The following is a 13,151-nucleotide window of genomic DNA, read 5'->3' as shown; positions in this document are numbered from 1 at the left end:
TCTCAGTTTAACAAGGCAGCCTTAAATCCGGATATCAGTCCTGCTGCACCTCATCCGGCTGCTGGATCCTTGAATGGACAATAAGGCCGATGATGGTAAGAACCATGAGGGATCCAAGTGCCATTCGGCTGGCAATATCGCCCCAATCCGCAAAAATGAGCGTGATGCTTCCGTAAAGAAAAGGGCCGATGATGGACGAAACCTTCCCGGAAAAGGCAAACAGCCCGAAAAACTGGCCCCTTTTGTGCTCGGGTGTCAGTTCAACAATATACGTCCTTGTTGTCACCCACATTGCTCCAAGGGAAACGCCAAACATGCTTCCTGCTGCCCAGAACATCGCTTCGTTGACAGCAAAAGTGGCTATGATAAGGGCTGCCAGAAGCAATATGCCAACATATCTGACAGCCTTGTTCGCCCCCTTAGCTTTCGTGATATATCCGAAAATAAATGAGCCGATGATGCTTGATAAGGTGGACACCAGATAAAGAAGGATGAATTGGCCTGTGGTAAAGCCAATGATTGCTTTTGCATAGATAGCCATCATGGCGATTGTTGTGGCTATCGCATCATTTAAAAAGAAATAAGCAATCATGAAGGTAAAGACCGGCTTATACAGCTTCATCTCTTTAAAGGTTTGATAGATTTCCCTGTAGCCGGATAAAAAAGATTCTTTCTTTAATTTCCCCGCAGGCTTCGGATTGTCTTTTACAAAGAAGAAAAGCGGCAGTGAAAATACAAGGAATAAAATCCCGGTCGGAATGAAGGCTTCATGAAAATTGTCATCTCCTATAAAAGGATAGACAGTGAGCCCTACTAATGTACCGATATAGCCGACAGCAACCCCAAAGCCGGAAATGAGGGGAATATTTTCTTTGGTTCCTATATCTGTAATCATAGAATCATAGAAAACCAGGCTGGAATGGAAAAAGAACTTGGCTATCACAAAGGACACCACTACGAGCGCCAGGGACATGGGGAGCCCGAATATGGTACTGTCCATGCTGCTTCCTGCAAAAAGCCCCATCAGGATGATCGACGCCACGGAAATGAGTGTAAATATGACAATGTATTTCTTCTTTCTTCCGGTCCTGTCGATCATGACACCGAACAGCGGTGAAAACAAAACTAAAAAGAAACTTGCTACTGCGTTTGAATAAGAGATAAAAGTGCTGGCAATCTGATCGAGCACCTCGCTCGTCCCGACCACTTCATCCAGATAAAACGGAAAGAAAATAGTATTGATATTGGATGAAAATATCGTATTGGCAAAATCGTATAAAGCCCATGATATAACAGGAAGTGTGAAATACAGCTTCCAAGGGCTTATGCCGCTTCCGGCCTTAGCTGTCTGCTTCTTTTCCAGTGCAGGCATCCTTACAACCCCTTTTTTCTTTTTTCATATTCTCTTTTTCTTTTCCCAGTTTCATTGTATACCTGCTTGACCTGCTGGTAAACAGGCTGCAGAGCCCCTTTTTCATCCCCCTCTCCCCATCCATCATATATTCAATCTCTTAGTACAGAATACCTTTCTTTTTACAATTAATTTACAAAGAAGCGCGCTTCATATAAATTTAAGTTTTTCAATAATTATTCAGGACGATTATGGTATAATGACAGGAATTAATTTAAAGGTGGGGAACGATGAGGAGGAAGGAACAAAAAGAACAGACAAAACAGCTTTTATTTGACAGTGCGATCGAGCTATTCAAAAAGCAGGGCTTTCAAAATACGACCGTTCAGCAAATCAGCAATCATGCCGGTGTAGCCAAGGGGACATTCTTTAATTATTTCACATCCAAAGAAGCGGCGCTGCACGCAATCGGATCTCATCAAATAGCTATGCTCAAGGATTTTAAATCGGAATACGAATCTTGTACAAGCACCGAGACGGCGTTTATGGCGCTCTTCAGCAAAATGGCAGCCGTCAATGAAGAATACGGCCCGAATCTGCTTTTATCTATTTTTCATATTATGACGGTTCAGAAAGACTTTCAGCATTCCGAGCTTAAAATGACCGGATTTTTTAAAGATTTCCTGGCCAGCATGATCAAAGAGGGCCAGGAATCCAGCGAGTTTTCCAGTTCCATAGACGCGGATCCCTTTGCGCAGATGATTGTGAACTCTTTCTTCGGAACCCTTTTTCACTGGGTCCAGCATTATGAGCAGGAATCACTGGAAGAGCTGATGGCCAGTATGGCAGGGCTTTACCTTTTCAGATTGAAGAGCTCCCATCATTAGCAAAGTGGCTCTTTTGGCTATTGGGAGGACTCAGCCGCGGTGTGCATTAAAGAACTGCTCCACCTGCTCTTTATGATGCAGATCATGTTCGGCAAAGTCCATGAAATATTCTCTTGCCGAAATTTTATTGCCGCCAATGAAGAATTCCTTATCCAGGTCGCTGTCTTCCAGGCCTTCAAGCAATTGAATGATCCTGGCCCTCGTTTCGGCAAACCGGCGGAGAATTTCCTCTTTGGCGGTCCCGCTTAAGGCGTAAGCCTCTGCTTCATCATTGATTTTCTGGAAATCCGGGAAATTGGGAAGCTTGACCCCTTCTGCAAAGTGCGGAAATCTTTCAGTCAAGGAATATTGATCCCAGAACAGCATATGGCTGACAATAGCAGCCGGCGGCCATTTACCCTCGGCTGTCGGCACAAGCCATGCCTCATCATCCGCTTCTTTCAGAGAATGAACCCATTCTGAAATCCTTACATTATGTTCAATCAAATCTTGTTTCTTCAACTGAGATGCACCCCCTCTTACTAGTTAATACATTCATCATTTTGCTTAATAAATCCTTTAATTACCTAAAAAAAAGGCAGCCGCAATTGCTTGCGCCCCCCCTTTTTCCCCAAGCTTTATCTTTCTCAGTTTCTTACAACAACCGTGCCGGCAATCATATCATGCAGAGCCTGCTTTCTTTCTGTAAAAGCTGCCAAAATATAGCCAATCAGCAAAATTTGCGATAAAAAGGCTTGTGCCATGTATCTGCCTAGCGCTCTCCAGAAAGTAATCCTGTTCCCTTGAAGATCAGTCACTTTCAGGCCGACAAGCTTCTTCCCAAACGTCGCCTGCCATTTAGATGCGTGCATTCCTGCATTATATGCTACCGCGATTACTGTGCTGATCAGTAAAGTCAGCAGAAGCGCCCCGAAGTAGCGGCTGATAAAGTCCATGGCCTCTGCATCTGTCATCTCTCCGGATTCCATATATGCCGGGTCAGTGAACGAGGACAAGACAGAATCTGAGGTGCCCAGAAAGACGACAAAGATGATAATTGTTATAATGACGATTGGAATCCCCACAATGATACTGTCAATCAGGTAGGCCCCGAATCTGAGCCAAAAACCCCCATACTCCTTTTGTTCTGAATCATTTTGTTTTTCAAATGCTGCCTCCACCAAAATACCTCCCTTACCATTATCAATTCCATATTAAAGGTTTCCCTGCCAATATTCAATAGCTGATTTACCCTCAAAAAACCATAAATGGAATATAGAACCATCAACTTTCACCCCGATACTCATTTTGCGAAACAGACTGCATGGTTACAATTCATTAAATCTGATAAAATATTGCTATTGAATAGCACAGCTGGGCATCATCTTCTCTCCAGCACTTTCTGTAGGAGGTACATATTTTGGAACATTTGATAAATAAAAGCGTGCAACAAATTGAAATATCGGGCATCAGGAGATTCTTCAATATGGTTGCAGGGACAAAGGACATGATTTCCCTCACAATTGGACAGCCCGATTTCCCTACTCCCCTTCATGTCAGGGATGCTGCAAAAAAAGCGATTGACAGCGGCTTTACATCCTACACCCATAATGCCGGGGATATTAGGCTAAGAGAAGCGGCTGCCTCTTTTGTCCGGCAAAAATATAAGATGGATTATAATGCTGAAAATGAAGTGATTGTGACAACAGGCGCCAGCGAAGCGATCGACATTGCGTTCCGCACCATTCTTGAGGAAGGAGCCGAAGTCATCCTGCCCGGTCCGGTCTATCCAGGGTACGAGCCGATTATAAAGCTGTGCGGTGCAGTACCGGTACATGCCGATATAAGGGACAGCCGGTTCCGATTTACTGCAGAAGTCATCCGCAGGCATCTCAGCCCTAAGACCCGCTGCATCGTTTTGCCCTATCCTTCCAACCCTACCGGCGTCAGTCTTACGGATGAAGAACTGGCAGAAATAGCGGATCTTGTAAAAGGCAGGGAGATCTTTATCCTGGCCGACGAAATATACAGCGAACTGAACTATGGCAGACCTCATACATCAATTTCTTCCATGCTGCGGGAGCAGACGATCGTCATTAATGGGCTTTCTAAATCCCACTCGATGACAGGCTGGAGAATCGGCCTGCTGTTTGCGCCGGAATCAATAGCAAAGCATATCCTGAAGGTGCATCAATATAATGTTACCTGCGCTTCTTCCATCTCCCAGATGGCGGCGCTGGAGGCTCTGACAGAGGGTATCGATGATGCTATTCCTATGAGGGAAGAGTACCTGTCCAGAAGGGATTATGTGTACGGCCGCCTGGAAAACATGGGGCTTGACGTTGTCAAGCCGGACGGTGCCTTCTACTTTTTCGTTAAAATTCCGGAAAAAAATATCACTTCTTTTGATTTTTGCCTGAAGCTTGTAAACGAGGTGAAAGTCGCTTTCGTTCCAGGAAGTTCTTTTTCGGAATTCGGAGAAGGTTATTTCCGCCTTTCCTTTGCCTATTCGCAGGATACGCTGAAAGAAGGGCTGGACAGGCTTGAAGCCTATCTTGGCAGGCTGGACAGGTAAAAATGCAGGAAACCCGCAGTCCAATGACTGCGGGTTTTCTGTTTGAACCTGCCAAACCGTAATTCTTTATTTTTCCCAATGCTTGTATAGGGCCTGTGTCCCGCTGTCTTCTTCTCCTTTTTCAGCAAGCTCCCTGTAGAGCGATTCTGAGAGAGCAAGCCCGGGAGTATCCATGCCCATTTGCCTTGCTTCTTCAAGGGCGATATTCATATCTTTCAGAAAATGCTTTATGTAAAATCCCGGCTCGAAGTTTCCTGCAATCATTCTTGGAGCCAGATTGGACAACGACCAGCTGCCGGCTGCCCCTGCAGAAATGCTTTTCAGCACTGTCGCTGGATCCAGGCCTGCCTTTTCTGCATAGACAATCGCTTCACTGACGCCGATCATATTGGATGCGATGGCAATTTGATTGCACATCTTCGTATGCTGGCCCGCTCCAGCCGGTCCCTGGTGTACAATATTGCTTCCAAGCACCTCCAGCAAAGGAAGCAGAGTGTCAAAGTCTTCCTTTTCTCCGCCTGCCATAATGGACAGCCTGCCTTCCCTCGCGCCGATATCGCCGCCCGAAACAGGTGCATCAATGGCTCTTAGCCCCTTCTGACGGGCAGCTTCAAAGATTTCTTTGGCTAGAGTGGGAGTAGAAGTTGTCATATCAATCAAATATGAATGTTTTTTCCCATTTGCAATCAAGCCTTCTTCCCCAAGATAAATCTCTTCTACGTCCTTCGGATAGCCGACGATCGTAATGATGATATCCGATGTCTCGGCTATCTTCCGGGGGGAATCTGCCCATTGGGCCCCCAGTTCCAAAAGCTCTTCGGCCTTGGACTTTGTTCTTGAATATACAGCCAGTGAATAGCCTGCCGTAATCAGGTTCTTAGCCATGCTCTTCCCCATGACCCCTGTACCAATGAAGCCGATGGTCGTATTTTCAGGTGACACCATTTCCATTCCCCTCTCTGCTTATGTCTGCATTTAGATTGTAGCATATCAGCAAAAGATCAGCTTTCTTCAAGTCCCGCTGCTGCCAGCTCTCTGATGAATGACAAAAGACCAGGCAGCTGCTGCCTGGTCTATCCCCAATTTTATGCACGTACAGCTCTTTACCCGCTTAGCAGGAAAGCAAACCTTAAAACTGGGTTGAAAAGTTGGTCAGATAAGCTTCCGCAATGACTTTTTGATCATTATACACTTCAACCGATACAGCCTGATTGCTTGAGATCATCTGTTCAATGTCCGAGGAGAGCAAATCTTGCTGAAGAGGGATAGGATCCATATAAACCATTTTTTCTCCGCCATTTTCTTCAGCTTCCATATACTGTCCATCATATACAGAGTCTGCGCCGTAAATGATTTCTTTTGTACCGAGCGCTTTTGCAAGCCTTTTGTTATGTATTAATACCTTTACCTTGAACAGCTCTTCCCCGCTTAAGATCTGGCTGTTAAGCTTAAAGCGGAACTGAAGCTCATTCTGGTTCGTCAAATAAGCTTCTGCATGCCTGTTTACAATCGCCTTTTCGTCTGCAGGCATGCAGCCTGGCAAGATGGCAGCAGACAATAGGAAGAGGAGCGGCACCAATAATTTCATAAACACACCTCCTTGCCATTACCATTTCCTATAGTCTGCTATCTTAAACGCTAATTTCCAAAAAGGGAAAATTCTACTGTTGCGCTCTAAAGAAAAAGACGGGATTTCTCCCGGCTTGTTCTTTAGATGGATTTAACCATGCCCCCATCCACAAGAAAGGAACTTCCTGTCATATAGGTATTTGCATCCGAGGCCAGAAAAACAGCCACCTTTGCAAACTCTTCGGGTGTTCCGTAGCGATTGAGCGGGATGGATTTTTTTGATTTCTCCTTCATCTCCTCAGGGGAGACACCCGCTTTTTCCCCATTCACCTGATCCAGATGCTTTACCCTGTCCGTATCAATCCTCCCCGGAGCCAGTGTATTCACAAGAATGCCGTATGGAGCAAATTCCTGGGCCAGAGTCTTAGAAAGCCCGACTATCCCTGTTCTGAATGTATTGGACAGCACCAGTCCCGGAATCGGTTCTTTAATGGAGGAAGAAGCGATATTAATGATTTTTCCGCCGTTTTTCTTCAGATAAGGCAGTGCTTCCCTTATATTTCGCACATATGAGAGCAGGTTAAGCTCGAATGACTGGAACCATTGTTCATCTGAAAGTGTTTCAAAAGAGCCTGATGGAGGGCCTCCAGCATTATTGACCAGAATATCGATTCCTCCAAAACGTTCAGCCGCAGCTTTTACCATATTTTTTATATCGTTTTCTGAAGTGACGTCTGCGCGTATGAAGTCCACCTCACCGCCAAGATTCTCAAGCTCTGATTTAACTTTCTTCAGCTTTGCCTCGTCCCTGCTTGCCAGCATAACATTCGCGCCTTCTTTTAGAAGCGCCTCTGCAATCGCCTTTCCAAGTCCCTGGCTGGAAGCAGCGACAAGCGCCGTTTTCCCTTTTAGATTCAATTCCATTAGTCAGCCTCCTGTACATTTATTCATAGCAACATTATACAGAATATACAGGCAAATTACACAGATGGTGCATCAGGCTCAATGGAGGACCCTGCTTAAAAACGGGCTTTGTGAAATATACAGTTCATTCCTCTGTTTTTCTTTCAATTGGGAATATCTATCTTTAGTAAAAAAGCTGATGATCATGCTAATCATTTTTATCAGCATCCTTCCGTTTCTTATGCTTTTATTATAAAAATTTGGAAACGGATCAGTAACAATCAAGAGGATGGATTTAGCTCCTCCTCTGGTCTGAATGCTTTCTTCTTCTTATGGCGGAGCTTTATGGACAGGACAAAAGCGCAAGCACCTTGATCACCTTAAGGAACGCAGACAAAGAACACCAAGACTTGTGGCAAGGTCTGCATGACCAGCTTCCTGGGCGCCTAAAGAACCAACCTCCCGGAAAGGCGGTCTTTGCCTTTTTGGGAGGTTTGGATTGAGACCTCAAGGGGGGGCAGGCGCAGCTGCTGGACGTGGATCAAGAATTGATTATTATCCACAAGACTTGCAAATTATAAATTCCTTAACAAAAAAAATACCGACTGGCAATGCCAGTCGGTCAGTAAGGGGGGAAAATGAGAATGATCAGCTTACATCTTGCTTAAGTGCTTACTCTGCATATTCCCCGTGTTTATCAGATTAAAACCTTTTTTTAAAAAAAGATTTTATTTTTGTGTTGCCTGTTTAACTGCTGCCACTACTTCCTCAGCTGTCCCCATCTGAAGCGCCTTTTCGGCAAGCTTTTTCATTTCTTCCCTTGACAGGCGAAGAATTTGCGAGCGTGCTTTCAGAATGGAAGTGGCACTCATAGAGAACTCGTCCAAACCGAGGCCGAGCAGAAGAGGAATGGCGGTCTCGTCCCCTGCCATCTCACCGCACATGCCGGCCCATTTGCCTTCTTTATGAGCTGCATCGATCACCATTTTTACAAGGCGCAGAATGGCCGGATTATATGGCTGGTATAAATAAGATACCCTTTCATTCATCCTGTCCGCTGCCATTGTATACTGGATAAGATCGTTCGTGCCAATGCTGAAGAAGTCCACCTCTTTGGCAAACTGATCGGCAAGGACAGCAGTCGATGGAATTTCGACCATGATGCCAAGCTCAATCTTATCAGCTGTTTTCACGCCTTCGGATGCAAGCTTTTGCTTTTCCTCTTCAAGGATTGCTTTCCCCTGGCGGAATTCATCCAGAGTAGCGATCATTGGGAACATGATCTTCAGATTTCCGTAAGAGCTCGCTCTCAGCAATGCTCTTAGCTGCGTACGGAAGATATCCTGTTCTTCGAGGCACAGGCGGATCGCACGGAAGCCAAGGAAAGGATTCATTTCCTTCGGGAGGTTCAGGTAAGGAAGCTCTTTATCCCCGCCGATATCCAGTGTACGGACTACAACGGGCTTTCCTTCCATCCCTTCAAGGACAGCTTTATAGGCTTCAAACTGCTCTTCCTCTGTCGGAAGCTGGTCCCTGCCCATATAAAGGAATTCTGTACGGTAGAGGCCTACAGCCTCACCGCCGTTATTGATGACTCCTTTAAGGTCCTTAGGCGTTCCGATATTGGCAGCCAGTTCCACATGGTGGCCGTCTGCTGATACCGTCTTTTCGTTGACAAGCTTTGCCCATTCAGCTTTCTGTGCTTCAAAGGCAGCATTTTGCTCTTTGTAGCTTTCAATTGCCTCAGGGGTAGGATTCACATGAACCTGGCCAGTAAGACCGTCAACAATCACCATATCGCCATTCTGGATTTCCTCTGTAGCTGTCTTAGTACCGACAACCGCAGGTATTTCCATTGAACGGGCCATGATGGCTGAATGGGAGGTCCTTCCGCCGATATCGGTTGTAAACCCTTTAACAAACTGCCTGTTCAATTGCGCAGTGTCAGACGGCGTCAAGTCTTCCGCAATGATGATCACTTCTTCAGCAATCATGCTTGGATTGACGACCTGGACTCCAAGCAAATGGGAAAGCACACGCTTGGTGACATCGCGGATGTCTGCTGCGCGTTCCTTCATATACTCATTGTCCATTTGTTCGAACATGCTGACGAACATATCAGCTGTTTCCTTCAATGCTTGTTCAGCATTCACTTTTTCTGTCTTGATCTTGTCTTCGATGGGTGATATTAATTCCGGATCGCTGAGTACCAGGAGATGTGCGTCAAAGATAGCCGCTTTGTCTGCGCCAAGGTCTTTTTCCGCTTTTTCCCTGATTGCCTCAAGCTCTGATTTGGAAGTGGCCAAAGCCTGCTGAAAGCGGCCGACTTCACTGTCTGCATCCTCAACCGTCTTTTTGCTGAAAGACAGGTCAGGTTCTACCAAACGGTATGCTTTTGCAATCGCAATGCCGCTTGAAGCTGCAATTCCCTGTAGAAAGCTCATTATTCAGCAAGTCCTTCTTTTGTTAGAGTCTCTTCAAGTGCTTTTACAGCCTCAGCTTCGTCGTTTCCTTCAGCAATGATCTTAATATCAGCGCCCTGGCCGACACCAAGAGACATAACACCCATGATTGACTTTAAGTTAACCTTTTTTTCTTTATATTCTAAATGCACATCAGAATCGAATTTGCTTGCAGTTTGAACCAATAGTGTAGCTGGACGAGCATGGATTCCAGTTTCAGCCGTTACTTTAAATTGTTTTTCAACCATTGAGATCAGTCTCCTTTAAAATTAATTAATCATAGCAAGATGTATATGAGTTTGTTGCCTACTAACTTAATCTTAACTCATTAATGCCAAAACGACTAAGCAGTTGCCGGAAACGCCCATAAAAGCCGCATTCCGTTCTAAATGGAACAGGCCAAAAGCGCCAGTACATATTGCATTTATTTATCCACGCAATAGTATTTTTTCCATCTATGGTTTATTCATGTATGAAATTAAGTATAGTTTAGTCGCCTTTTTTTCAAGTCATCAGACAACCAACATCTCAAAAAAAAGAATAGCATTTCCTCCCGTCTTAGACAACGTTAATGCCTTATTTTTTAAGGATTTGCAGGTATTTTTTTTATAAAACGCTTTCATTTGCCATAGTTTTCTTTTCTTTACCCAAAAAGAGGATATTATAACTTACTCTCAGCTTATTAATGGCTGCCTCATATTCATATGGAGTGTTCTCTGTACCTTGTGACTGCAGCTTCGCCATTTCTTTCACGCACCTTGCAAGCAGTTCGGCCGCCTGCTTCAAATCCTTTTCCCCGAATTCAGTCCGGTCTTCGACCAGCTCCTCTAATATTGAATCTGCAAGGGCCATGATCCTGTAAAGACGTTCTTGTCTTGATAATCCCATTTAAGCCGCCTCCTCCATGCTTTTTAGATTTATATGCAGGAGGCTTCTTTAGATGTTAGGATTTGCGTCCTTTCAGCTGCTTTTTTTGTAAAATGCCCAGGAATCTGCCTGACGATAGTTCACCCTCTTTAACAAGATGCAGATGAACCCGCTTCAGATCTTTTTTCAATAAGGCAATCTCTTTTAGAAAAGCAGCAGCTTCAGCGGCGTCAGCCAGCTTTTCTCCGTATCTTACTTTTTCATATACGCTGCTGGTAAAGGGATCAACATGCAGGCCGATCCTTTTCATCCACTCCGGAAAGCTTTCGGACTGCCTTCTGCCGAGCTGCAGTTTATCACTGTATGCTTCGAGCTGGTAGATTTCCCTCCTGACAGGGTCTAAAGGCGCCTCTGTCCGTTTTCTTCCGCGGTCCAGCCCTCCATCGCTGCCAGGCTCCCGCTCGACAGTGATATATGATTTCTCCTTATCCTGCATCACACCATCGGAGGTTTTCTTCCTTTTCTTATATAAATAATACATGATAAAAATAAGAAAGGCAGCAGCAGCTGCTGCGAGCACCATTTCAAATCCCTGGCCCTGTTCTTCCATCAAAGGCTGTTCCCTGCTCTCATCCAGCTGCTCCTCCTGGCGTTCAGGTTCTTCATTTAAATTTACGCTCCAGTCGCGTTTTTCGGCCCATTGGAAAAATGGAGATGCTGCTGCGCCAAAAAGGTAAGCAATGCCCCTCATCAGTGAAAAGAACAGCCCGCTGACAGCGGGAATAGCAAACACAGCCGCCACTCCCATCGCAAAAATCCCCAGCATGGCAAGGACAAAATCACGAATGAGAAGACCTTTGTTTTTTTTGGAAGTTCCGGAGGCGGCCAATCTTGAGAAGAATCCTGCTGTGATAATAAAGGCTTCCTGGAGGACGACCATCCAAACCACCTTGCTTATCCATGCGGGATCCAGAAAAACAGCCGCCAGGATGACGGCAAAGCCGCCCGCGAAAACAAGAAGGAAAAGATTACTGTCAGAACTTCCCCCAGGGTCTTTATAAGCAGATTCAGTCCGCCAGAACACAAGCACACCGAAACATAGCAGGGCGAACCACGAAAAGCCAAGAAGGGTTCCGCTAATGAAGATAAAGGGCAGTACAGCGGCAAAAAACAGCAGGCTCCCTCTGCTTCCTCCAGCATTCAGCAGGTAGAAAAACAGCAAGGCTGATGCTGCCAGGATTGAAAACGAATATAATACCGGCAGCCAGTCGCCTGAGGGCATAAAGACAGGGCAGAGCAGCATGCTTGCAAGAGCAGCCTCCGAAATGAGCGTCATATAGGGATGCCATTTGATTCCCGGCACCTAAACCACCTCTTTATGAATAGGTTTTGACAACGGCTTTATCCAGGCTTTTTGCTCCAGCAGCTGCATTTCCAGCACTGTAAATCCATTCTGTTCCAATTCTTTAAAGTACTTTTCTCCAGCCTGCGGCTTGGAGCCTCCATGGATAATATAAGGCTGCAGGGCAAAATGCCTTGTATAATGGGCAGCCATCTTGTCATATGGATACAGAACAGAATGATAGCCTGCAACCGCAAAGCTTTCCAGCACTTTCTGCAGATGCGCCTTTCCGGTCCCGGCAGGTATATATTGAAAGGGGATGGGTCCTGCTGTCCTGATATTTATGCAGACTGCAAAGGGAATGCCATATTTTGCAGCTGTATATGCCAGCTCGGCCGAACAGCTCAGAAGCTCCTCAAGCCTCGGAGTAATGGAGTACCCTTCGGATAAATTCAAAGAAAGCAGCAGGCCTTTTTCAGAGACCGTTTCATATACCTTCGTCTGAATGCTCTGGCTCCTTGCCGTTGCTTTCCAGTGTATTTGATTGAAGCTGTCAGTCGGCACATAATTCCTCGTGCCGGCAGGAGACATCACATCCTGAAAAAGTGTATGCCTGGCAGCTTCATATCCCGGTTTTGCTGAAACAAACTCTTCCTTGTTTTCAACGGGCAGCCTTTTCGGGTAGATGAGCGCTTCCTGGGAGATCATTGCCCTGTATTCAAGCACTGTCTCGCCAAAACCGAAGAAATGGGGAATCCGCAGCTCCATGCTGCGGATTTTCGCCAGCCCCCTCCTGCCGGCTGAAAATGGAACCCGGACGGAATATTCCCCTTTTCTTGGCAGAGTGAATGGAATGGATAGCTCGTATTTTGAAAATCTCGGCTGCTGCGCACCTTTCAAGGGGATTACAATATCATCGAAATATATATAGAGCCGTGCATTCAATATTGGAAGTCCGTTATTTACAAAATCCAGCTCCCATTCATGATGCTCATCAATAAACATCCTTTTCCTGACAGCTTTATTTTCAAATTCAACCCCTTCCCCCATTTTTTTCAAATAATAATTGTTGGCAAGGAGCACACAAAAATACAAAGTGGACATTAGGAACAAAATCGCCGAAGCCAAATAAAGGCTAAGCAAAACCAGCAGCAGGGCAAGTGCAGACATGATCTGCATGGACCGGTTTTCGACCGTATACTTTTTCCAATCCATT

Annotated in this window: 13 protein-coding genes; 2 read left to right on the top strand and 11 right to left on the bottom strand. The window is 45.5% G+C overall.

The window, feature by feature from the left end; genetic code table 11:
* Positions 1–34 precede the first annotated feature (34 nt).
* Positions 35–1,372, bottom strand: coding sequence for an MFS transporter (locus ACQCVH_RS04760; RefSeq protein WP_426834682.1), 1,338 nt, complete (start codon positions 1,370–1,372; stop codon positions 35–37).
* A gap of 269 nt (positions 1,373–1,641) precedes the next feature.
* Here ACQCVH_RS04760 and ACQCVH_RS04755 point away from each other — a divergent pair, with 269 nt between their 5' ends.
* A complete protein-coding gene (locus ACQCVH_RS04755; RefSeq protein ID WP_426834681.1) occupies positions 1,642–2,238 on the top strand; it encodes a TetR/AcrR family transcriptional regulator in 597 nt (198 codons plus the stop codon).
* 30 nt (positions 2,239–2,268) lie between these two features.
* Here ACQCVH_RS04755 and ACQCVH_RS04750 read toward each other — a convergent pair whose 3' ends face one another.
* Together ACQCVH_RS04750 and ACQCVH_RS04745 are read right to left on the bottom strand one after the other, a co-directional pair.
* Entirely contained in the window at positions 2,269–2,739 is a 471-nt protein-coding gene (locus ACQCVH_RS04750; protein WP_426834680.1) for a DinB family protein, read from the bottom strand.
* A 125-nt stretch (positions 2,740–2,864) separates the two neighbouring features.
* Positions 2,865–3,398, bottom strand: coding sequence for an RDD family protein (locus ACQCVH_RS04745; RefSeq protein ID WP_426834679.1), 534 nt, complete (start codon positions 3,396–3,398; stop codon positions 2,865–2,867).
* 239 nt (positions 3,399–3,637) lie between these two features.
* On the opposite strand from ACQCVH_RS04745, the gene ACQCVH_RS04740 reads away from it, so the two are divergent.
* The gene (locus ACQCVH_RS04740) at positions 3,638–4,792 is read left to right on the top strand and encodes an aminotransferase A (protein WP_426834678.1); all 1,155 of its coding nucleotides are present in this window, start codon (positions 3,638–3,640) and stop codon (positions 4,790–4,792) included.
* Positions 4,793–4,858: 66 nt separating this feature from the next.
* Here the strand turns inward: ACQCVH_RS04740 and ACQCVH_RS04735 are convergent, their stop codons facing one another.
* The 8 genes from ACQCVH_RS04735 to ACQCVH_RS04700 all read right to left on the bottom strand — a co-directional run bounded on the left by ACQCVH_RS04735 (position 4,859) and on the right by ACQCVH_RS04700 (position 13,150).
* Complete coding sequence (locus ACQCVH_RS04735) at positions 4,859–5,737, bottom strand: NAD(P)-dependent oxidoreductase (protein WP_426834677.1); 879 nt, start codon at positions 5,735–5,737, stop codon at positions 4,859–4,861.
* 184 nt (positions 5,738–5,921) lie between these two features.
* Entirely contained in the window at positions 5,922–6,380 is a 459-nt protein-coding gene (locus tag ACQCVH_RS04730; protein ID WP_426834676.1) for a hypothetical protein, read from the bottom strand.
* A gap of 122 nt (positions 6,381–6,502) precedes the next feature.
* The gene (locus ACQCVH_RS04725) at positions 6,503–7,285 is read right to left on the bottom strand and encodes an SDR family oxidoreductase (protein WP_426834675.1); all 783 of its coding nucleotides are present in this window, start codon (positions 7,283–7,285) and stop codon (positions 6,503–6,505) included.
* A 707-nt stretch (positions 7,286–7,992) separates the two neighbouring features.
* Positions 7,993–9,708, bottom strand: coding sequence for a phosphoenolpyruvate--protein phosphotransferase (gene ptsP, locus ACQCVH_RS04720; protein WP_426834674.1), 1,716 nt, complete (start codon positions 9,706–9,708; stop codon positions 7,993–7,995).
* Complete coding sequence (locus ACQCVH_RS04715; RefSeq protein WP_426834673.1) at positions 9,708–9,974, bottom strand: phosphocarrier protein HPr; 267 nt, start codon at positions 9,972–9,974, stop codon at positions 9,708–9,710. Before ACQCVH_RS04715 ends, ptsP begins: the two co-directional genes overlap by 1 nt.
* 358 nt (positions 9,975–10,332) lie before the next feature.
* Positions 10,333–10,614: a hypothetical protein gene (locus tag ACQCVH_RS04710; protein ID WP_426834672.1), complete on the bottom strand. Its 282-nt coding sequence runs from the start codon at positions 10,612–10,614 to the stop codon at positions 10,333–10,335.
* Between the two features lie 55 nt (positions 10,615–10,669).
* Positions 10,670–11,956 carry a hypothetical protein gene (locus ACQCVH_RS04705; protein WP_426834671.1) on the bottom strand — a complete coding sequence of 429 codons (1,287 nt, stop codon included), beginning with the start codon at positions 11,954–11,956 and terminating at the stop codon, positions 10,670–10,672.
* The gene (locus tag ACQCVH_RS04700; protein WP_426834670.1) at positions 11,957–13,150 is read right to left on the bottom strand and encodes a DUF58 domain-containing protein; all 1,194 of its coding nucleotides are present in this window, start codon (positions 13,148–13,150) and stop codon (positions 11,957–11,959) included.
* Between the last annotated feature and the right edge of the window lies 1 nt (position 13,151).

Origin of the sequence: Bacillus infantis (assembly GCF_050107595.1) — a bacterium.
Classification (GTDB): Bacteria; Bacillota; Bacilli; order Bacillales; family Cytobacillaceae; genus Bacillus_AB; species Bacillus_AB infantis_C.
This window is presented reverse-complemented; position numbering and strand designations above follow the sequence as displayed.

Coding starts and splice junctions, on each gene's coding strand:
- ACQCVH_RS04730 (WP_426834676.1), bottom strand. CDS start 6,380: ATGAAATTATTGGTGCCGCTCCTCTTCCTATTGTCTGCTGCCATCTTG.
- ACQCVH_RS04715 (WP_426834673.1), bottom strand. CDS start 9,974: ATGGTTGAAAAACAATTTAAAGTAACGGCTGAAACTGGAATCCATGCT.
- ptsP (WP_426834674.1), bottom strand. CDS start 9,708: ATGAGCTTTCTACAGGGAATTGCAGCTTCAAGCGGCATTGCGATTGCA.
- ACQCVH_RS04760 (WP_426834682.1), bottom strand. CDS start 1,372: ATGCCTGCACTGGAAAAGAAGCAGACAGCTAAGGCCGGAAGCGGCATA.
- ACQCVH_RS04725 (WP_426834675.1), bottom strand. CDS start 7,285: ATGGAATTGAATCTAAAAGGGAAAACGGCGCTTGTCGCTGCTTCCAGC.
- ACQCVH_RS04735 (WP_426834677.1), bottom strand. CDS start 5,737: ATGGTGTCACCTGAAAATACGACCATCGGCTTCATTGGTACAGGGGTC.
- ACQCVH_RS04700 (WP_426834670.1), bottom strand. CDS start 13,150: ATGGATTGGAAAAAGTATACGGTCGAAAACCGGTCCATGCAGATCATG.
- ACQCVH_RS04710 (WP_426834672.1), bottom strand. CDS start 10,614: ATGGGATTATCAAGACAAGAACGTCTTTACAGGATCATGGCCCTTGCA.
- ACQCVH_RS04755 (WP_426834681.1), top strand. CDS start 1,642: ATGAGGAGGAAGGAACAAAAAGAACAGACAAAACAGCTTTTATTTGAC.